We start from the raw sequence: 19,625 nt of genomic DNA on the forward strand, positions 1-19,625 counted from the left end.
TATATAAGTGATAGTTAGATAAAAGGGGTTAAACATGTATACGGAAAACACGGGGAAACATCATCGTAATGGCCTGCCAGTTTGGTTGTTGCCATTACTGGTCGTCATCTCTTTCTGGGGTGTGTCACAAAATATCATGGTGGTTGATGCTTCATCATCGGTCACGGTCTTACCAGGCAACGGGGGCACGCTCCCACTGGTCAATCAGCTAGTCATCAAGCAAAATGACACGGCCTTACAAGGAATCACGAATAATGCTGGAGATCGTGGCAGTCTAACACCTAAGAACGGTGCGCAACGTGTGCTCATACATAAGGTGAAAGACAGTGATACGATTACTTCAACCTATGGGACAGTGGGAACTTTCCATGGTCAGGAAGTCACTGCTAAAGTAACAATCTCACATATTAAAGTTCACGACGACAGCCACAAGGCACCGTCGGGAATGAAACAGACTGACGGGGCGTTTCAAATTGGTCCGGGCTTTTCTTCGGACACGACCATGTCAAATGTGGCCCAATTCAATGTGAGCTATGAATTTTATTACGCTGATACGCATGCCGCGGTCAATATTCAAAACGCGTTCATTACGCTATCTAGTCTGGATGGTCCGGTAGCGGGGACGTCAACCGGCTTTGAATATACGGCTTACTTAGGGGCTGGTAAGATTTATACTGTTGAAAACTCGATTGTTAAGCAAATTGCGAATCCCCTCGGTGGAGGACAACTCGTCATGGCTGGGCAAACAGCGCGTGATGCGAGCTGGCCATATACCTCGTCAACGGCTGCAACTTTTGGGGTCAGTGGGACGAAGCTGGAATTTATCTACGGGACGACCCGTGTTAATAGTGGTAATTCATGGTTACAACCAGTCTACAACGTTAGTACGATCACGCTGGGGACGCCCGCCATTGCGACGCCCACTTTGAGTGCCACACAAAGTGCCACTGACAAGCAAAACCGGACGTTAACGTATGACTTACAACAAAAAGTCAATGTTTTGGATCAGGATTTAATGACCAAGTATAAAGATTGGTCAGAAAATATTACGATTCCGGCTAACGCTAAGTACGCTAAAGGCGAAGTCGTTAATGATGCTGGCCAAGCATTACCTAGTACTGCCTACCAAGTCAGCTATGATGAAAAAACACATCAAGTGAAATGGCATCTGACGGACGCGGGCATTAAATCGCTACCGTTTAAAGGTGAGACCTATCACTTTAAGGCTCAAGTCCAGTTCAGTGATGATGTTGATGACCAGGCCAAAGTAACGGCAACTGGTCAAACGGCAATAGATAAGCAGATTAAGACGTCGAATACCGTCACCAATACCATTGACAATCAAGCGACCATCACGGTACATCATTACATGACCGATTCTACTGATAAGGTTGCTCCTGATGAAACAGTCAAAGTTGGTTACGGGAAAGCTTATGATGTTACTAAGCAGGTCAAAACGATAACTGGATATAAGCGTAATGCCACATTGGATGAACATACCCGTGGCACTGCTAGCAAGACTACCAAAGAAGCCGTGATGTATTATGATCCGTTGCCATACAACATTCATGTCAATTACTTGTTAACGGATGGGCAGAAGCTGGACGAATTGGATGTCACTGGTCTATATGGTGATACTTACACGACCGAGGCAACTGATTTCGAAGATTTGTACACAGTTGATACTGATCGCTTACCGACGAATGCCCAGGGAACGGTAACGGAAAAGCCAACAACGGTCAATTATTATTACCAACCAACGACTGGGCAGTGGGTTGACGTTGGTAATCAAAGTAGTGTTTTAGTACGACAAGATACGAAGCATAATGTCCGTTCTGTCTCGCAGATTTATGCCAACGATAGTGGTTTTACGGTCAAATATAATCAGGATGCGGCTCAAGTTGCGATTGCGGCTAGTGATACGAACGGTACCCAAGATAACAGCTTAGTCTTTGATTATAATTCGAAGTATACGTTTGAATTATCTAAGAATGAGACTGTCACTTTTAAGGTTGATGATCAAGGCCAAGTGACTGCGACTAGAGTGTTAGGCGCAGAGCAAACGGTCACGACTTTTGATAAAAGTGGTCAGCTCAAGACAGTGACCACGGTGACTAACGCGAATGGCACTAAGAGCCAGCAGACCAACACGGTTGACGGGTTGAAATCAATGGTGACTGGCGAACAATACGACTTAGGATTATTGAATGGGTTGAAAGTTACCGCACAAAAAGAAATTAATCCGAGTCAAGCAGCAACGACTGAGTCCAAGACAACGACTGATACTAGTCAGTCTGGTAGTAATCAGTCGACAAGTACGACAGCGACTGACCAAACTGGGACTAATGAATCAACTGCTGGTAGTTCGACCAACGCAACGAACGCGTCCAGTAGTGTCGATGCAAGTTCAGCGAATAGTCAAGGTGACACTGAGGCTACAAGCCAGTCGGGTACTAGTGCAAGTGCTGATTCAAAGACGGATAGTAGTGTGGCATCAAGCACTAGTCAAACTACTGACGGTGAAACAACCAATACCGGTGATACGACCACTGGAACAACTACTGGCAGTGGGCTGGGTTTCAAGTCACCATTTACTGAGGATCAAAACACAAGTAGTGCACTAGGCAGCGCTCAAACTTCGAGCAGTCTCAATAGTGATACGAGTGCAGCGGTACAAGCATTGATTGCAGAACCCAATTCGACGCCAGTTGTCTTGGATGAGGATGCTTCTTTTGAGGAAGGCGTGCCAGTCAATGATCCGGTATTCAGTAATGATGAAGGTGTTTCGCCGAACAATAATCCAAGCAGCGCGGCGACGCCCCTTGCGCAAGCCACGAATACCCGGGCGCGTCTGACTCAAAATGGCAAACTATTATATGAAGGAACGCTGAAGGCTGATCAAGGGGAACAAAATCTCTATGTGTCGCCAGATACAACTGTAGAAGTTGATGGTGGGGCCGATGGTGACGGTTTTTACCTAGATACTTATGATGGTGATAAAGGAATGGCCTATACATTGGGTTCAGGTTATGCGTGGGCAGCCGAAAACAATGATGTGACTGCGGCACCAGCAAGTAGTGCGACGACCAGCTCTGAGAGTGCTGCTAGTGAGCCGAGCGTTAATAGTAGTGATAGTAGCCGTACAGCATCAAGTGCAGTCGACCATTCGACTAGTTCGGCAAGTACCAGTGATGCGAGCCAATCAAGTCATTCAACTAGCTCGGGTGAAAGTAGTCATCCAGAAAGTTCATCAGGCTCAAGTACGACCAGTGATTCGGCTGACGTGGATAAACAGGCCGCAGCTCGTTCCAGCCAAACTCAGTCGAATAGTGTTAATGGTAGCAGTCAAGCAGTGAGCTCTAGCACGGTCACTAGTCAATCGTCAGTACCAACTAAAGCTAATACGAAGCAGGCTTCATCCACGCCAACGACCAAGGCTAACCGAGCAACTGTCGCAGCCGCTACCAGTTCTACAGCGCCACGGCAGTCGCGGGCTACGACGGCAAGTGCGTCAGTTCCAAGTGTAACCTCAGCAAGTGCTGCAGCGGCAAGTCGTGATAAGCAACGATCGGCGTTCAAGAAGCAACATCCAATCTTGAACCAAATTTTGCCTAAAACGAACTCCGCGGTCGCGACCTGGTTGGTCTGGCTAGGAGTGGGTTTGTTGCTACTCACTGTAGCGATTACGATGGTTATTAAGAAACGAGGGCGTGACTAATATGATAAAATTACGCCAGGTTCTTAAAAAAATCCTCATTGGCCTAATGGTGTTTGTTCTAGTTTTCACGGCTTTTTCCAGCTCGGTCGACACAGTCTCCGCACATCGCCGTGGTGTGACCCACACTCGGAAGCATAAGGTGCGACATAGCGCTAGTGGTCACGCCAAGAAGTCTCATCGTGCACATCGCAAAGCTAAGCGCAGAGTCGTCCACCGTAAAGCACCGCATCGGCGGAAAGTTGCGGTAAGGCATAAGAAAAAAACGCCAAAGCGTCATAAAAAGTCGCATAAGAAGAAGGCCGCTAAGAAACATAAGAAGGCCCATAAAAAGAAAGCGGTCAAGAAGCACAAAAAGTCACACAAGAAGAAAGCGGCCAAGAAACATAAGAAGTCGCACAAGAAGAAAGCGGCCAAGAAACATAAGAAGTCGCACAAGAAGAAAGCGGCCAAGAAACATAAGAAGTCGCACAAGAAGAAAGCGGCCAAGAAACATAAGAAGCCGCACAAGAAGAAAGCGGCCAAGAAGCATGGCAAGTCGCACAAGAAGAAGTCTTCTAAGAAGCATGGCAAGTCCAATAAGAAGAAGTCTTCCAAGAAGCACGGCAAGTCCAATAAGAAGAAGTCTTCCAAGAAACACGGCAAGTCGCACAAGAAGAAGTCTTCTAAGAAGTATGGTAAGTCCAATAAGAAAAAGTCTTCCAAGAAACATGGCAAGTCGCACAAGAAGAAATCTTCCAAGAAGCACGGCAAGTCCAATAAGAAGAAATCTTCCAAGAAGCATGGTAAATCCAGTAAGAAGAAATCATCTAAGAAGCACGGCAAGTCTAACAAGAAAAAATCTTCGAAAAAGCATGCATCCAAAGGTAGTGCTGTAATTGCCACGCTTAGTCGTAAGACCGGTATCAGTAAAGGCATCATTTCGCTTTTGACGGATCTAGTTGGGTATAATGATATTTATACCATGATTACGGGAAAAGATGCCGCTACCGGTAAGAAGCGCTCGCGGTTAGTAGGAGCGGCTTGGACAGCCTTGAACTTTGTGCCTGTCTCGAAAGTCGCTAAGTTAGCAAAGGCCGCGAAGGTTCTGGCAACTGCTAAGAAGGCCGAGAAAGTTGCGAAGAATGGTGGCCGGATCAAACGGGCCGCTCGAGCAACTAAACTGGCGATGAAGCGGGCGGCTGAGAAGCTAGCTAAACGAAAGCCCGCCAAAAAGGCTGCGAAAAAGGCAGCTGAGAAGGCTCGTAAAACTAAAAAAGTCAAACATGCAAAAAATGTCCGAGCAACAGGTCAAGCAAAGCATGAGGCAACCCATCGCGCTGGCACACAGTTATCCAAAGCAAAAGCTAAGCTTGAGCGAGAGAAGGCAGCCAAGCATGTGAAAAATGTCCGAGCAACAGGTCAAGCAAAGCATGAGGCAACCCATCGTGCCGGTACAAAATTATCTAAAGCAAAAGCTAAGTTAAAAAATAGAATTGGAAAAGTTCACTTTGACAAAGACGATGAAAGTAAGACTATAAGGAACCATATTTACAAAAATACAGAGGGGCATTTTCCAAACTGGTCACAGGAACATGATGATACTTTGCTTAGGGTAGCGCAGCGTAAATCTAATTTTAAACGTATGGATATCCATGGTAATGACTGGTATGCAGAGACTATCAAAGATAATAAGCAAATTTGGGTTAGAGTCCGTGATGGTAAAATAACTGATGGTGGTATTAACAGCCGACCAGTTCCTGTTATGAAAGATGGAATGCATAAAGTTTCTTGGTATATCAAGAATGGAGTGAAATTACCTTGACAAAAAGATTGAGTGAACAGGAAAGTTACTTTTCAATGTCTGAGTTTTTGGACTCTTATTATTGGGCAAGCAAAGATGATGATCTTGGAAGTCTATTGGGGAGTGTCACACTTTGGAGTGACGATGGTGAATTGTTTGATCAAGCAATTGCGGAAGACTGGCACGCGTTCTTTAGCGACGTGAGCAACGAAAATCACACTGTGTTTGAGAGTTTTCAAGCTGTCAAGCAGTTTGTGAATGAGTATTTGCCGGATATCGCAGCAACGACACCAGTATCAGGAAGCTTGACGTATAACATTAGAATAATTTGTGAGATGACAGAATCTCAACGAAATCAGGAACCCGTGTGGCAAAATTGGGTCGCAGCTGTTAATTGGATTACGAATCCTAATGTTGTGCCAGTCAATGAATCGCCCTTTCTTAAAACGGGGCAATCATTGCCTAATCCAAAGGAAAAGGGTTTTCGGCAAAATCAATTTCCAATTGCCAAGGTTTTGCCAGCGCCACGACCAGAAATTCCGATGGGGCCCAGTCTGGAAAAGGTGGACTTGACACAGTCGTATTATGCGTTTGTGAAATTTTTACAGCATTATTATCAGGTTAGTGATGATAGTGAATTGGGTAATTTTTTGCAGCAAAATAGAGCTATCAGTGAAAATAATGAAGAATATCGCTATTGGAAGGGGAAGTTTTTGAGATGCTCTGGTAATAAAAAGCTATTAGATATTTTGAAGGCCTTCTTAATGGTAAGGGATTACTTTGAAATTGAATTTCCGGACAATGCACTGCATACGCATCCTGTACGTAAATTGAGTTGTAATCTCTGGAAGGCAGCGTATCTGCCACACAGCCAACGTGTTCAGACTGAGGTTTGGCAGAATTGGTTAACGGCAGTTCATCAAGTAATGGAGTAAGTATCAATGTCATTAAAAGACAATCATTTTGGAGGGTAAGTTAGTGCTAGTTATTGTGGTTATTGGATTATTTTTGTTGGCGGTTACCCTAGGTTTGGGATACTGGAGTTATTTACTGGGAAAAAGGAATCAATCTAATCTTGTTGGCACCATTATTCCAGTAGCTTATTTTGTCGTTCGAGCAATCTTAGCTTGGATGACACAAACTACAACACATGGCCTAGTATCGTCATTAGTCGGTAGCTTGTTATTCAGTTTGATTTACTATGGTTTATTTGTTTGGGGGAAGCACCGGGCTAATAAGTAACATAAATTAGTCAGATTGAGATGACCGATATTCGACAAGGATTAAATGCCGAGTATCGGTTATTTTATAGAAAATCTTAGACAAGTTGAGTTATGAGAGAGGAAATAATACATGCTGGTATTTATTGTAATTGGATTGATTACGGCGGTAATCACAATTGGCTTGGGTTATTGGAGCTATATTTTAGGGAAGCGTAACAAGTCGAATTTAGTTGGTAGTGTCATACCAGTTGGTTATTTTATCGTCCGGTTAGTTTTTGTGCTAGTACTGGGTGAAGGTGTTCGAGAACTGATAACTAGTTTAGTTGGTAATTTAGTGATTACCGTTATCTATGTCCTGTTGTTTGTTTGGGGACGACAACGACTCAATAGGCAAAAGCAAACAAAATAGTTCGGTTGAAGATCCAGAACGTTGATGAAGCATGCGTTCTGGACTTTTTAGACTGTTACCGGTATTAATAAAGGCATCATTTCGTTTTTGACGAATCTAGTTAGGTATAATGATATTTATACCATGATTACGGGGAAAGTTGCCGTTACCGGTAAGAAGTGTTTATGCTTAGCAGGTGTGGCTTGGACATCCCTGAACTCTGTGCCTGTCTCAGGAAAGCAAAGAAGTGAGGTAGAACATATGGATGTTGATGAGAATTGGTGGTATGAGAGCGTACTAAATAAAGTTCAATAAAGGTGGTAGTCTAGTTCAGATTTAATCCTAAAGCTGCTAAGAATACCCATATCCCTGTCGGTAAATAGAGAAAGAGTAGAGAAATATGAATATAGAAGAAATCAATTCAGAAATATTAAAGGTTAACAATTATTTAAAAAAATGTTTATGGATGGATTTTGAATTTGCTAGTGTGGATGGTGGAGATATTGTTGTAGCAGGTAGAATAGATACTTCATATGATGAGTTTGCCATTAACATTGATTTCGGGAAAACTTATTATCTGTCTAGTTTGCTGTATTGGAACTTAAATAATTCTAAGCCATTTATAGAGTTGGCGGCAGGTAAAGAAATGTGGGAAATTATCGATAAATACCAAGTAGAAGGAGGAAATTATATATTTAAGATTAATGCTGAAGATTTTGACACAGCACCAATAATTATTGCTAGTAAAGGTCTTAAAGTTGAAATAATAAATAAAGATCCATTTTAAAAACAGGAATCACTGAGTTATTAAATCAAGTACAATACTTTCAACTCGTTCTTAATCAGGATTTTAGCTGATTAGCCCATTCCAGATGGTTTTGGATAACTTGAAGACCAGTGATGGTTCAGGAGCGCATCGATTGGTCCTTGGGTATGAGTTTCTGGTTCAACTGTGGCTTTGGTTAGTCCCGTGTTTCACGATTAGTATGGTATACCATTGTGCTAATCACTTATGACAAGTCTGAAAATTCTTAGCTATTATCGAAATTTGCAGCTTTTAAATGTTCTGGACCATATCCATGATTTGCTGGATAAGACAGTGATGGGTATGGCAATGGAAAAGGTGATGTTGGACCTCGTAAAGGTATTCGAAAATAGTAAAAAATGACAATGATTATCATTTTTTGAGCAGTCATCATAGGAATTACGCTGGGATTAGGATTATGGAGTTATTGGTTGAGAAAAAGGACCCAAACTAATTTAGTAGATGTCATTATTCCAGTAGCTTACTTTGCCGTTCGAGCAATCTTAGCTGTGATGATACAAACTACGACACATGGCCTAGTATCGTCATTAGTTGGTAGCTTGTTATTCAGTTTGGCTTACTATGGTTTATCTGCTTGGGGGAAGTGCCTGGCTAATAAGTAATGTGGACTAAACCGATATTCGACGAGGACTAATTACCGAGTATCGGTTATTTTATAGAAAAGTTTAGATTGGTTGAGTTGTGTGGGAGAAAACAACACGTGTTGGTATTTTATCGTTCGGTTAGTCTTTGCACTGGTACTCGATGACGGCATTCGAGAACTGATAACCAGTTTAGTCGGTAATTTAGTGATTACCGTTATCTATGTCGGGGACGACTGGGACGCCTTCAGAAAAACTTTCTCTGAAACCTGGGACAGATACCTCTGTATATAGAGTAATTAAGAAAATTCCAAATGTTGAACGAGCAAAAGTTGTGCCTTGGTTTGGTATGCCAAGTGGGGGAATTTAAAGCAAACTTTCTATGTCTATTGAAGAACTTGTTAAGGGAGGATATATTGAGTTAATAACAAAATAGGAGTGGTGTAATGTTTAAACTATCAACGGAAGATTTGAAAATTTATATATTAGAAAGAGTTTCCAGGCTGGGAAATATTAATATTAAAGAATACAATTTCTTGGAAAACAAGCATGGAAGTGAAGATGGTTTTTATATTTATTCGGATGGTCAGCGATACCATTTTGTGTATAGTGAGCGAGGAACAGAAAATAAGCATAATGTGACCGATAATCTTTTTGAAATAACATATTGGGTTATTAGTTCTATTACAGATACGTTAGCAATAAGATATATGAGAACGCATATTTTACCAAATCAAAGTCAAAGAAAAATTATTTTTGATAAAAAATTAAGTCTGTTAAGTATAGTAGGTGAAAACTATAAGAAAGCTGGAGAAATAGAAATTAGTGAAATATTGAAAACATCCCCTTTATAGGTATTCTGAACTGCCAGATCAAGTACAACACTTTCAGACTAAGCAAGTAATCTAGTTAATCAAAGTCTGGTAGCAATCTTATTGCTAATTAGTAACTAAGAATTTGATGTAGCTACTGGCTCGAGGTGTTTAGGATAGCTTGAGAACTAATAATGGTCAGAAAACAACGAATAATCTTTGAGTATGAGCTCCCCAATTAATTGATTCTAGTTCTCGTTGGTACCATATTCTTGTGTTGAGTAAGAGCGCACAAAGTGGATGATTGCTGAATATTGGTTACTTCTTAAGTAAAGTCGCGAAAAATAAAATAATGGTAGAAGATTTAGTATGAATCCTCCAGAAGAAATTAAAGGAAGCTCAAGGTATATTCAATATCACCCTGGTGGTCACCATGGCGTTTCACCTTATTATAAAGTTTCTTCTCCAGAACATGGAATTATTAGGATTTATACGAATGGGAAGGTTGTGAAATGATGACTGAAGACGTAGAAAAGTTGACAATGTTATATGACAGGGTTATCGAGAATCTTCAATAGTTTTCAATGTCTCCAGAGAATCAGATAAAACAATTAAAAGGTTTTTCGGTCGCTGATGAACTAGCTTCGGATTTTTCTGATATTACATTAAATTATGCAAAGAAATTATTTGAAAATGCTTGGATAACTACAAAACAGTATTAGCAGTTCCTGAGCATTGATGAAAAATTAGAGGATATGAGTAAGAATAAGGCGCTTTGGTGTGAAGAAGCACTTAAAGATGCTAGTGAATGGAACAAATGTAGGAAAGCTGGAACAAAACTGCTAGCATCTTTGGAGGGCGAACGCTCGACCTATTCTTAAACAATGATCGATTTAATCAAGACTTGGTAGAATATCTATGCCTGCTTGATAACCAGATATTTGCTGTGGTTGGTGATTCAAAGCATCTTGAATAGATTTATTAATAAGGAATAATCTTTTTATTGAAATTAAAATCAATTCAGTTAGTAGGAACATTGTAAATGTAACAGTTACTTCTATACAATGATATTCAAAACGGTGATTTTATTTTTATATGGAAGCATATCCAAAGCTAACCCTATTATTAACATATATGAGTTCGAATATGAGGCTGTCATTACTAGCAATAGTAGTTTTGAATTTTATATGGGGAGAAGAAAATATTCTTTATACTTGATAATGAAGAATAAAACAATCAAGAATCAGACAGTAGGTTCGGTTATTTTATAGAAAATCTTAGACAAGTTGAGTTATGAGAGAGGAAATAATACATGCTGGTATTTATTGTAATTGGATTGATTACGGCGGTAATCACAATTGGCTTGGGTTATTGGAGCTATATTTTAGGGAAGCGTAACAAGTCGAATATAGTCGGTAGTGTTATACCAGTTGGGTATTTTATCGTCCGATTAGTCTTTGTGTTAGTACTGGGTGAAGGCGTTCGAGAACTGATAACCAGTTTAGTTGGTAATTTGGTGATTACCGTTATCTATGTCCTGTTGTTTGTTTGGGGACGACAACGATTTAATAGGCAGAAAACAAAATAAGTTGGTTAAAGGTTCAGAACGCTGATGAAGCACGCGTTTTGGGCTTCTTAGGTACTTACAAGTGATGGGTACCAAAATCTATCTAATTAATGCAGCAATCAAGGCTTTTCAAAAAAACATCTAAGAGCAGTGCTGAAATTGCCACGAATGCCGGAAAACAGAGCGAGGCAGCGTAATGGCAGTTCTAAACTTAAGGCTATGTTGTTGAGGATAGCAGTTATCAAATGAATACCCAACTGTGGCGTTGCCAACGATCAACGTTGCTAAGGTGTTGGCAAAAAATGAACGAGAATTAATTATTTTGATGCATATTAAAAATCAGTCCGTCGTATTCTGCCGTGATAAAGGCAGAGAATGCGATGGACTGATTTTTTGAAACCACTAATTTAACAAGCTAGGATCAATCTGGCGGTCTTTAAAGTAGTACAGACGGTCGTGATCATTAATGTGTCGCAAGATATGGGCGGGATTCCCCACGGCGACGACGTTATCAGGTAAGTCTTTGGTCACGATGCTACCAGCGCCAACGACGACATTGTCGCCAATCGTAATACCGGGTAGTACGATGGCACCTGCGCCGAACCAACAGTTACGGCCGATATGAACTGGCATATTGTACTGATAAGCTTGTTCGCGCAATGATGGCAAAATCGGATGGCCCGCGGTTGCAATTGTCACGTTGGGGCCGAACATCGTATAGTCGCCAACGTAAATATGGGTATCATCTACCAGTGTTAGGTTAAAATTGGCGTAAACCCCCTTGCCAAAGTGGACATGGTGCCCACCAAAGTTACTGTGAAACGGTGGTTCGATGTAACACTTCGGGCCGATTTCTGCGAACATCTTGCTAAGTAGAATTTGGCGCTTGGTTAGTTCGCTGGGCCGAGTTTGGTTGAAATCATAGAGCTGATCGAGATAGCCAAATTGGCGTTTTTCAAGTTCAGGGTCGTTAGGTAAGTAGAGTTCGCCAGTATGAAGACGATCGTTATTATTGGTCATTAATTAAACTTCCTTTCGTGGATGATGGCTGCCGGTAATCAAGGCTAAGCCACCTAAAATGAGCATAATCCAAATGAGAACGTTGGCGGTGAGCGTCTGCGGCCCAAGTTGGCCGAGACTGTTCCAGACCAGTGGCGCAAAGAAAGCGCTGATAATGGTGGCAATCGTCAGGTAGCTACTCAGGACGTTGACTTGAATGGTATCCAGGCCAGTATTGCTAGTGAAGACCAAATATGGCCCGGTGTACGAGTAAATAAAGTTGAAAAATACGGCAGCGCCAATAGCCACAGTTGCATTGGATGCCAACCATAATACTAAGACTGAAATAGCTGCTCCGGCATAGCCTAAGGTTAAGGTGAACCGGTGTAAATAGCGGTATAGATAGCCAAAGGTGAGACCAGCCAGCAAGCCACCGATGTTCATGGCTGCTAAGGTTAAGTTGATAGTGGCAGCGTTACCAAAATGACGGGCGCTAAAGTAACTCGGCAGCTTTAATTGAACGCCCCAGATGAGTAGATAGGTGATAAAGGTAAGTCCTAGTAACGTCCACTGGTGCCGTGGTAGTTGTGTCTTTTCAGTGCGTGCGTGATTAGTCGTTGTTGATGGAACAGTGGGTTCCGGTACGAACCACGCCACGCCCCCAGCAACAATCACCAGTAGCCCGTATAGCCAAAAGACGGCATGCCAACTGAGACTGATCAGCAGGCCTGCTAATCCTAGCAATATCGCGTTACCTAGGGCTGAGAGGCCCGTCTGGTAACCTAACAGTCGGGCCCGTAAATCACCTGTAAAGCTGTGGGTCAACAAACTGATGGCATGTGGTGAAAAGAGGCCGACGCCTAATCCTAATCCGAGCCGACTGACCATGATTACGGTAAAGTTAGTCGTGATAGCGGGAATCAGTCCCATGATGGCGCTGATCAAGAGTCCACTAATCACGATTGGCCGTAATCCCCACCGGCTTGTTAATCGGGGGTTGAGTAACAAAGTAATCAATGCGCTACAGTTGGCGATGGTGACGAGCCATTCAATCAGCGTAGTCGGGACGGTGGGAAAGGTCCGTTTGAGCTGGGGAATGATTCCTGTAATAACGGTAGTGATGCCTGTTACAGTGGAGAGGCTAAGAATACTGATGGTGGTGGTCAACCGTGGCTGCATGGCTTACGCCTCCAACCAGTTTTTGATCCACTGTAAGACGCCTTGTTCTTGGTTTGTACCTGTCGTGGCGTTGGCTACGGCTGTCACGGCTGGTTGAGCATTCGCCATGGCAACGCCGCAGCCGACCTCCCGGAGCATTTCTAGGTCATTGCCCCCATCGCCAAATGCAGCCATGTCTGCGAGGTCGATTCCGAGAACCTGTCCGAGTTGCGCTAAGCCAGCCGCCTTATTCATGCCGGGTTGGATAATGTCGATGTCGCCATGACCACTGCTGGTTGGTTCGGCGATACCCGTCAGTAACTCGCGTAGTTGCGTCACAATCGCTGTGGTGCGTTCTGGTGGACATGTGATGGCGAACTTCATAATGTCATCATCAAGCTGGTCGTAACTTTCAACGACGGCTAAGTGATGATAATAATGTCGCATTTGCGCCACGTGCTCAGGATTAGTGGTCGTTAGGGTGTAGGCACTTTTGGCACCGCAAACCAGTAGCTTTAAATCCGGGATGGTTTGAATCTTATTCAGAATCGTCTGGATTGCGTCTGGCTGAAAGGCGTTAAGTGCGTAAACGTGGTCGGCATCGCGGATATAAGCCCCATTTTCAGCAAGGTAGATCATCTCAGGATAGTCCTTGAAGAAGGACTTGAGTTGGAAATATTGATTGCCGCTTGCAATCACGAACCGTACGCCCCGTAGTTGTAATTGTTGATAAAGCAGTGCAAATTGAGCTTCGTCGTAAGTCATGTCGTCACGCAAAAAGCTGCCATCCATATCAGTTGCCATTAATTTAATCATGGTTAAAATCTCCCGTCGTTTAATTGATAGCCGTAGCTTACCACGAAATTCAGATCACGAAGGGACATTTTTAGAGGCAACTAGTATCAATTCGGTGATACCGGGCATAGGCTTGACGATAGTCAGTAGGCGTCATACCCTTCCAAGATTTAAAATTCCGATTGAACGTCTTACTATTCGGAAAGCCGCATTGCATGGCAATATATTCAATCTTATGGTCGGTCTCTAACAGGAGGCGACGGGCGTTCATCAATCGGATCAGTCGTAAGTATCGGTTAACGGATAGTTGAACGTTTGCATTGAATTGCTGATTCAAAGTGGTCAACGAAACGTGAAATTGCTCGGCAAGGGTATTACCATCGATGGGCTCAGCGTAATGTTGATTGATGGCAGTCATGACCGTATCCGTTAATGTCAAGTTAGGGCTGACCGTTGTTGCAGTCAGAGGAACGGTAAACGTTTGACCCAGAGTGACAAGTAACTGGTAAAAGTGGCTGAGAATTTGTAATCTCAGCAGATCGGTCGTGGGGGTCGTCAACAGGTCGTGAATCGTGACTAATTGTTGGCGGACATCGGCGTAGGCTTGTGGGTGAGTTTTCGATGAGGCCGCGCCGTTCAATGTCAATTGCCAGTTCGCACTTGCCGGAATTTGAGTTTGTAAGAAATCGTCGTCAATGATGATGCCGAACTCTACCCAGTCAACTTCGGTGGGCCCACTAGCGCTGTGAACCACGCGTCGATTAGTAGTCCAAAGGTCACCAGGCCGATATTCATTCGTCTGTCCATCGGTGACGAATTTTAAGGTCGTACCGCTGACGAGATAATTTAACTCAATCCCTTGGTGCCAGTGTGGGGCAACGTTGATATCAGTCAATGGATCATGTTCGTAATATTTAAAGGGGAGGCGGAGAATTGTCTGGACCGTCTCGTGTAAGATTTTCATCACTAAACCTCGCTTCAAGATTTTGTAAAATCGCACCGCTTCCTTTCAAAAATCAACCTTGATGGCTGACGCGCTATGCTATATTAGAATTATAGTTCGCGATGAGCGGTGGCATGACTTAATTGTAACCGTATTCGCAGTTGAAAGGAACGAAAACCCATGACAATTAAATTAATTGCGATTGATATTGATGACACGCTTCTGGATTCAAAGGGGCAATTATTACCAAGTACGATTGCGGCAGTTAAGGAAGCCCACGACCAAGGGATTAAGGTGGTTTTGTGTACCGGCCGGCCACTTGCTGGGGCGCAACATTATTTAGATGCGTTAGGCCTTGCTGGTGATGACCAGTACGTGATTACGTATAACGGTGCTGTAATCGAGAGCATTGCTGGCCGGATCGTCGCCAAACATTTAGTGGATAATGCGCACTATCGGCAATTAACCGCGTTTGGAAAACAACATCACGTGCCCTTTAACGTGCTCGATGCGGACAGTACGATCTATACAGCTGACCGCGATGTTAACTGGGTCACAGTTGTACAGGCGTGGGAAAACAAAGCTGGGCTGTTGATTCGAGACCCTGACGATTTACCAGCTGATTTTCAAATTGCCAAGGGGGTCTTTGTAGGTGAAGGCCCGCAACTCGATGCCGTAGAAGCGCAAGTTAAGACGACTTTTGGTCGGGACCTGTACGTGGTACGTGCGGCAACTAACTTCTTGGAACTGATGCATACTGGTGTCAACAAGGGGCAGGCAGTTCAGGATTTAGCGGCAGCTCTGGAAATACAACCGGACGAAGTGATGGCACTGGGAGACGAACAGAATGATCTGCCAATGTTTGCTTTCGCCGGAACAGCTGTCGCGATGGGCAATGGCAGTGATATTGCTAAGGCACACGCTGATCACGTGACGGCTACTAATGATGCGAACGGGGTCGCAGCTGCGATTCGGCAGTGGGCATTATCGGATTAACTCGGATGATTATTTTTAGCGAAACAGTTGACAAGACTACGCAATGAGTTTATGATTGCAAATATTAAAAATAAATGAGACTAAACGTGATGATCAGGAGAGTAAAGTCAGGGTAATCTTAAGCGAGCCGCTGGATGGTGTGAAGCGGTGGTGAGCCTGGCTGGAAAGTAGCCTGAGAACTGCTAATGCGACGAGCTGGAGTGTTAGCTGGGTGCCCCCATTAACGGGCCAACGTATCGTCAGTTAACATTACTGTTTGGGGAAACCCGTCATCGGTGTTGGTAATTGGCCGTACGCGCAAAGGTGACGAGCTGCGGTTCGTGACGAATTAAGGTGGTACCACGCGTTAGCGTCCTTACAAAATCAATTGATGATTTTGTAAGGACGCTTTTTTAGTCCCATGGCAGTTGAGAGGATGGAGACAATGCGCTTAACAAGTAGTGATGGTGGTTTGTATCGAGTGCTCTTACTAGTGATTGTTCAAACTGGTTGATGAGAACGACGCTTAACGGAGGAGAGACGACTATGCAAATAACGCGAAAATTAACAATCAAACATTACATCATTATTGGATCAATGCTCTTTGGGATGTTTTTTGGGGCTGGCAACTTGATTTTCCCAATTCACTTAGGGCAGCTAGCGGGGGCCAATTGGTTGACAGCTGGTTGGGGATTCTTGCTGACAGGGACACTATTGCCACTGTTAGGAATTATCGCCATCAGTGTGACGCACAGTAGTGGGATTTATGAGCTAGCGCGGCCAATTGGTAAACGCTACGCGACGATTTTTATGGTACTGACTTGTGCGACTTTGGGACCCTTGTTCGCGACGCCGCGGACAGCCACTACGCCGTTTCAAATTGGCATCGCTAGCCATGTGAGTTCGGCACAGGCACAGTGGTATTTATTAGCTTACTCATTGATTTTCTTCAGTATCACTTACTGGGCAGCTCGTAGGCCCACCCGGATCGTCGATACGATCGGTAAATTGTTAAACCCAGCTTTTCTGATTTTGCTCGCCTTAATTTTTGGGATTGCCTTCAGCCGGCCGTTAGGGACCACGAATGCGACACCGACCGCGGCCTACCAACACGGCGCGTTCTTGAACGGCTTTTTGCAAGGGTATAATACGATGGATGCGTTAGCTGCCTTGTTGTTCGGAATTGCAGTTGTCACCACGATTCGGGGCCTTGGTCAACGGGATGCCGGAGCGATTGCTAAGACGGCCGCCAAGTCTAGTTTGTTGAGTATTAGTTTAGAAGCAGTCATTTATCTTGGCCTGATCTGGATTGGCGCGACGTCGTTATCGCAATTTAAGTTGTCTGCGGATGGTGGCATTGCCTTTGGTCAGATTGCCAATGCTTTTATGGGCACGCCGGGTGCGATTGTTTTAGCGATTATGGCGACCTTGACGTGTCTGACAACGGCAGTGGGTTTGGCGACGTCGTTTGCGGAAGCCTTGCACGCTAAATTTCCTAAAATCAGTTATCGCGCTTGGAACCGCTTGGCCTGTGGGGCCTCATTTCTCATCGCTAATATTGGGTTGGATCAAATTATTGCATGGTCGACGCCGATGCTGATGTTCCTGTATCCGTTGGCGATTACACTGATTATCTTAGCGATTGCCTCACCGCTATTTCATCGTGATCCGCTCGTTTATCGATGGACGACGGCGTTAACTTTGATTCCAGCGTTCATTGATGGTCTAGGTGCTGCACCAGCCCTGATTACTCGGTTAGGATGGGTTCAAACGATTCTTGCATGGGATCAACGCTACTTACCATTAGCTAAACTAGGATTTGATTGGGCACTTCCCGCCATTATTGGTCTACTGATCGGCTTGGGCTGGCACTATGCGCGCCGCTTCCAGAACGCCCATGCTTACAAGATGAGCCAGGACTAAAGGTGTATGATAGATGGTAAGACTTTTGATGGATGGGTGAGCACATGGATTTTTTGGGAATACTTTGTTTGTTGATTTTGGCGACAACCCTCGCTGGGCACTTTGCTCACCGTGCGGGGATTCCTGCCGTGATTGGTGAGATTCTGGTCGGGGTGATATTAGGGCCGGCACTACTTAACTGGGTCCATTTAACGACTTTAGTTCAAACGTTCTCAGATATTGGGGTCGTGGTACTGATGTTTATCGGTGGACTGGAAAGCAACTTAGCACTTTTACGTAAGTATTTACGCCCTGCCATTATCGTGGCTATTATTGGAGTGATCTTTCCAGTCGTTATTATGGGGCTTGCGAGTCGCTTCTTTCAGTTTAGCTGGTTTGAATCACTGTTTATCGGTGTCATCTTTTCAGCCACGTCGGTTTCGATTTCCGTGGAGGTACTAAAGGAATTTAAAGTGTTGGATACTAAGGAAGGAGCCACGATTCTAGGGGCAGCGGTCGCTGACGACATTATCGGGGTGATTCTGTTGAGTATCATGATTGCAATGATGGGTGGTCAGAGTGGCGTTGCCCAGACTAATCTCGGTATCGTGCTCTTGGAACAGGTTGGCTTCTTCATAGGGGTCTTCATCGTGATTAAGTGGGTTGCCCCGTATCTGATGCGCTTGAGTGATCATCTGTTGATGGCTGCCAGTCCAACTATTATGGCGATTATTATTTGTTTAGCGTTGGCATGGTTGGCAGAACTAGTGGGCTTGAGTGGTGCTATAGGTGCTTTCTTCGCCGGAGTCGCAATTGCACAAACTGATTACCAACACGTGGTGGACGTTAGTATTGAACCAGTGGGCTACACGACGTTTATTCCATTATTCTTCGTCAGTGTGGGTTTAAATATGACGTTCAAAGGGGTCTGGCAATCGCTACCGTTCATCGTGGTCATGACGGTGCTCGGTGTGTTAACTAAGTTGTGGGGTTGTGGACTGGGCGCGAAGTTAAATGGGTTCAGTCGCCATAGTAATTACTTAGTCGGTGCCGGTATGATTTCGCGTGGTGAAATGGCATTGATAACGGCACAAATTGGGTTTTCAGCGCACTTACTATCAAACGATTACTATTCGGATATTATTTTGGTCATCATTGTGGTGACGATGATTGCCCCGTTCGTCTTAAAGAATGCCATTCATCGTGCCGGTCAGGTGACTGCAACACATAGCATCATAGAAGAGCATTAACCACATAGATTGGGCGGAAGTTAAGAGCCGCTTGGACGCCGTAGTATGGACTACGGCGTTTTTTTGAACCTGTGTGATTTAACGGAATGAGCGAGGGTGGTACATTAGTGAGTTGACTTACTGTCGTGGTGTTGGTGGTGGGTTGTACGAGAATAGCTAAAAATATGACGGTTGTAGAAATATCGTCCAATAAATCGGGTAGGCGTTATATTAAAAGTGTGGAAGGTAATTAAGAATTGACTGAAGAATCTTGGATTATGCTAAAATGAAAAAGGTAACGGATGGTAAGGATATGGTGGGGAGTAACTATTATAAAAAGAAGACGACGTTGGTTCCGAAAGCTATAATTGGTGGATAGGTGATATCAGAAGGAGCTTGATAAATATGGAAGAAATTATATCTTTTGAATTTTCTAATGGTTCGAAACTTTTAGATAGTAATGTCTATGAATATAAAGTAGGTAAAGAAGGGACTATTAAAATAGACTTTCCAGATAGTAATGGCTTTGTAGCTGTTCATAAAAATAATACTGAAACAGCATATATTAAGGCCCCTTATATGAAATTTTGCACAGGTAGACATGCCTAGAATAGGTTATGTTTAAATTTTTGAAAAACAAAATAATGGCAGATTTATTCGCCAAAATAGCCCAAAACCTCGTTAGGAGATTTTGGGCTATTTTTTCATAGGATGAAAAAGTAAACGTCA

The 19,625-nt window shown here is 43.6% G+C and carries 18 protein-coding genes and 1 other annotated feature; of the genes, 14 read left to right on the forward strand and 4 right to left on the reverse strand.

Features of this window, described 5'->3' with window-relative positions:
• Positions 1–34: 34 nt before the first annotated feature.
• The 10 genes from MZO41_RS06485 (at position 35) to MZO41_RS06525 (ending at position 10,916) form a co-directional block, all read left to right on the forward strand.
• Positions 35–3,718 carry a MucBP domain-containing protein gene (locus MZO41_RS06485; protein ID WP_003641946.1) on the forward strand — a complete coding sequence of 1,228 codons (3,684 nt, stop codon included), beginning with the start codon at positions 35–37 and terminating at the stop codon, positions 3,716–3,718.
• A gap of 1 nt (position 3,719) precedes the next feature.
• Entirely contained in the window at positions 3,720–5,519 is a 1,800-nt protein-coding gene (locus MZO41_RS06490; RefSeq protein WP_041161944.1) for a pre-toxin TG domain-containing protein, read from the forward strand.
• Positions 5,516–6,433 (forward strand): hypothetical protein, encoded by a 918-nt coding sequence (locus MZO41_RS06495; RefSeq protein ID WP_003641948.1) that lies wholly within the window; start codon positions 5,516–5,518, stop codon positions 6,431–6,433. The genes MZO41_RS06490 and MZO41_RS06495 overlap by 4 nt, the downstream gene beginning before the upstream one ends.
• Before the next feature lie 43 nt (positions 6,434–6,476).
• Positions 6,477–6,740 carry a hypothetical protein gene (locus tag MZO41_RS06500; protein ID WP_003641949.1) on the forward strand — a complete coding sequence of 88 codons (264 nt, stop codon included), beginning with the start codon at positions 6,477–6,479 and terminating at the stop codon, positions 6,738–6,740.
• Positions 6,741–6,851: 111 nt separating this feature from the next.
• On the forward strand, positions 6,852–7,130 hold the full coding sequence (locus MZO41_RS06505) for a hypothetical protein (RefSeq protein WP_003641950.1): 279 nt from the start codon (positions 6,852–6,854) through the stop codon (positions 7,128–7,130).
• Between the two features lie 379 nt (positions 7,131–7,509).
• A complete protein-coding gene (locus MZO41_RS06510) occupies positions 7,510–7,896 on the forward strand; it encodes a hypothetical protein (protein WP_003641952.1) in 387 nt (128 codons plus the stop codon).
• Between the two features lie 407 nt (positions 7,897–8,303).
• Positions 8,304–8,537, forward strand: a complete 234-nt coding sequence (locus MZO41_RS06515) for a hypothetical protein (RefSeq protein WP_134795243.1) — start codon at positions 8,304–8,306, stop codon at positions 8,535–8,537.
• Between the two features lie 202 nt (positions 8,538–8,739).
• A complete protein-coding gene (locus MZO41_RS16975; protein WP_114071742.1) occupies positions 8,740–8,886 on the forward strand; it encodes a glycohydrolase toxin TNT-related protein in 147 nt (48 codons plus the stop codon).
• Positions 8,887–8,962: 76 nt separating this feature from the next.
• Positions 8,963–9,370: an immunity 63 family protein gene (locus tag MZO41_RS06520; protein ID WP_003641956.1), complete on the forward strand. Its 408-nt coding sequence runs from the start codon at positions 8,963–8,965 to the stop codon at positions 9,368–9,370.
• Positions 9,371–10,640: 1,270 nt separating this feature from the next.
• A complete protein-coding gene (locus MZO41_RS06525) occupies positions 10,641–10,916 on the forward strand; it encodes a hypothetical protein (protein WP_003641960.1) in 276 nt (91 codons plus the stop codon).
• Positions 10,917–11,297: 381 nt separating this feature from the next.
• Here MZO41_RS06525 and MZO41_RS06530 read toward each other — a convergent pair whose 3' ends face one another.
• From MZO41_RS06530 to MZO41_RS06545, 4 genes are all read right to left on the reverse strand, one after another.
• Positions 11,298–11,915, reverse strand: a complete 618-nt coding sequence (locus MZO41_RS06530) for a sugar O-acetyltransferase (protein ID WP_003641962.1) — start codon at positions 11,913–11,915, stop codon at positions 11,298–11,300.
• A gap of 3 nt (positions 11,916–11,918) precedes the next feature.
• Positions 11,919–13,073, reverse strand: coding sequence for an MFS transporter (locus tag MZO41_RS06535; protein ID WP_003641963.1), 1,155 nt, complete (start codon positions 13,071–13,073; stop codon positions 11,919–11,921).
• A gap of 3 nt (positions 13,074–13,076) precedes the next feature.
• Positions 13,077–13,868: a Cof-type HAD-IIB family hydrolase gene (locus tag MZO41_RS06540; protein WP_011100993.1), complete on the reverse strand. Its 792-nt coding sequence runs from the start codon at positions 13,866–13,868 to the stop codon at positions 13,077–13,079.
• A gap of 70 nt (positions 13,869–13,938) precedes the next feature.
• Positions 13,939–14,811, reverse strand: coding sequence for a helix-turn-helix domain-containing protein (locus MZO41_RS06545; protein WP_058906758.1), 873 nt, complete (start codon positions 14,809–14,811; stop codon positions 13,939–13,941).
• Between the two features lie 159 nt (positions 14,812–14,970).
• Here MZO41_RS06545 and MZO41_RS06550 point away from each other — a divergent pair, with 159 nt between their 5' ends.
• The 4 genes from MZO41_RS06550 (at position 14,971) to MZO41_RS06565 (ending at position 19,505) form a co-directional block, all read left to right on the forward strand.
• Positions 14,971–15,786: a Cof-type HAD-IIB family hydrolase gene (locus tag MZO41_RS06550; protein WP_003641966.1), complete on the forward strand. Its 816-nt coding sequence runs from the start codon at positions 14,971–14,973 to the stop codon at positions 15,784–15,786.
• 80 nt (positions 15,787–15,866) lie between these two features.
• Positions 15,867–16,146 (forward strand) — a binding site (T-box leader).
• A gap of 165 nt (positions 16,147–16,311) precedes the next feature.
• Positions 16,312–17,688 (forward strand): branched-chain amino acid transport system II carrier protein, encoded by a 1,377-nt coding sequence (gene brnQ, locus MZO41_RS06555; protein WP_011100994.1) that lies wholly within the window; start codon positions 16,312–16,314, stop codon positions 17,686–17,688.
• A 44-nt stretch (positions 17,689–17,732) separates the two neighbouring features.
• Positions 17,733–18,917 (forward strand): cation:proton antiporter, encoded by a 1,185-nt coding sequence (locus MZO41_RS06560; protein WP_011100995.1) that lies wholly within the window; start codon positions 17,733–17,735, stop codon positions 18,915–18,917.
• A 384-nt stretch (positions 18,918–19,301) separates the two neighbouring features.
• The gene (locus MZO41_RS06565; RefSeq protein ID WP_003641969.1) at positions 19,302–19,505 is read left to right on the forward strand and encodes a hypothetical protein; all 204 of its coding nucleotides are present in this window, start codon (positions 19,302–19,304) and stop codon (positions 19,503–19,505) included.
• The last annotated feature ends 120 nt before the right edge of the window (positions 19,506–19,625 follow it).

Origin of the sequence: Lactiplantibacillus sp. C232, assembly GCF_023806725.1 — a bacterium.
GTDB lineage: Bacteria > Bacillota > Bacilli > Lactobacillales > Lactobacillaceae > Lactiplantibacillus > Lactiplantibacillus plantarum.

Excerpts from the sequence above, each read along its gene's own strand:
- MZO41_RS06485 (WP_003641946.1), top strand. The coding sequence starts at position 35 with ATGTATACGGAAAACACGGGGAAACATCATCGTAATGGCCTGCCAGTT.
- MZO41_RS06490 (WP_041161944.1), top strand. The coding sequence starts at position 3,720 with ATGATAAAATTACGCCAGGTTCTTAAAAAAATCCTCATTGGCCTAATG.
- MZO41_RS06505 (WP_003641950.1), top strand. The coding sequence starts at position 6,852 with ATGCTGGTATTTATTGTAATTGGATTGATTACGGCGGTAATCACAATT.
- MZO41_RS06510 (WP_003641952.1), top strand. The coding sequence starts at position 7,510 with ATGAATATAGAAGAAATCAATTCAGAAATATTAAAGGTTAACAATTAT.
- MZO41_RS16975 (WP_114071742.1), top strand. The coding sequence starts at position 8,740 with ATGTCGGGGACGACTGGGACGCCTTCAGAAAAACTTTCTCTGAAACCT.
- MZO41_RS06520 (WP_003641956.1), top strand. The coding sequence starts at position 8,963 with ATGTTTAAACTATCAACGGAAGATTTGAAAATTTATATATTAGAAAGA.
- MZO41_RS06525 (WP_003641960.1), top strand. The coding sequence starts at position 10,641 with ATGCTGGTATTTATTGTAATTGGATTGATTACGGCGGTAATCACAATT.
- MZO41_RS06530 (WP_003641962.1), bottom strand. The coding sequence starts at position 11,915 with ATGACCAATAATAACGATCGTCTTCATACTGGCGAACTCTACTTACCT.
- MZO41_RS06535 (WP_003641963.1), bottom strand. The coding sequence starts at position 13,073 with ATGCAGCCACGGTTGACCACCACCATCAGTATTCTTAGCCTCTCCACT.
- MZO41_RS06540 (WP_011100993.1), bottom strand. The coding sequence starts at position 13,868 with ATGATTAAATTAATGGCAACTGATATGGATGGCAGCTTTTTGCGTGAC.
- MZO41_RS06545 (WP_058906758.1), bottom strand. The coding sequence starts at position 14,811 with ATGAAAATCTTACACGAGACGGTCCAGACAATTCTCCGCCTCCCCTTT.
- MZO41_RS06550 (WP_003641966.1), top strand. The coding sequence starts at position 14,971 with ATGACAATTAAATTAATTGCGATTGATATTGATGACACGCTTCTGGAT.
- brnQ (WP_011100994.1), top strand. The coding sequence starts at position 16,312 with ATGCAAATAACGCGAAAATTAACAATCAAACATTACATCATTATTGGA.
- MZO41_RS06560 (WP_011100995.1), top strand. The coding sequence starts at position 17,733 with ATGGATTTTTTGGGAATACTTTGTTTGTTGATTTTGGCGACAACCCTC.
- MZO41_RS06565 (WP_003641969.1), top strand. The coding sequence starts at position 19,302 with ATGGAAGAAATTATATCTTTTGAATTTTCTAATGGTTCGAAACTTTTA.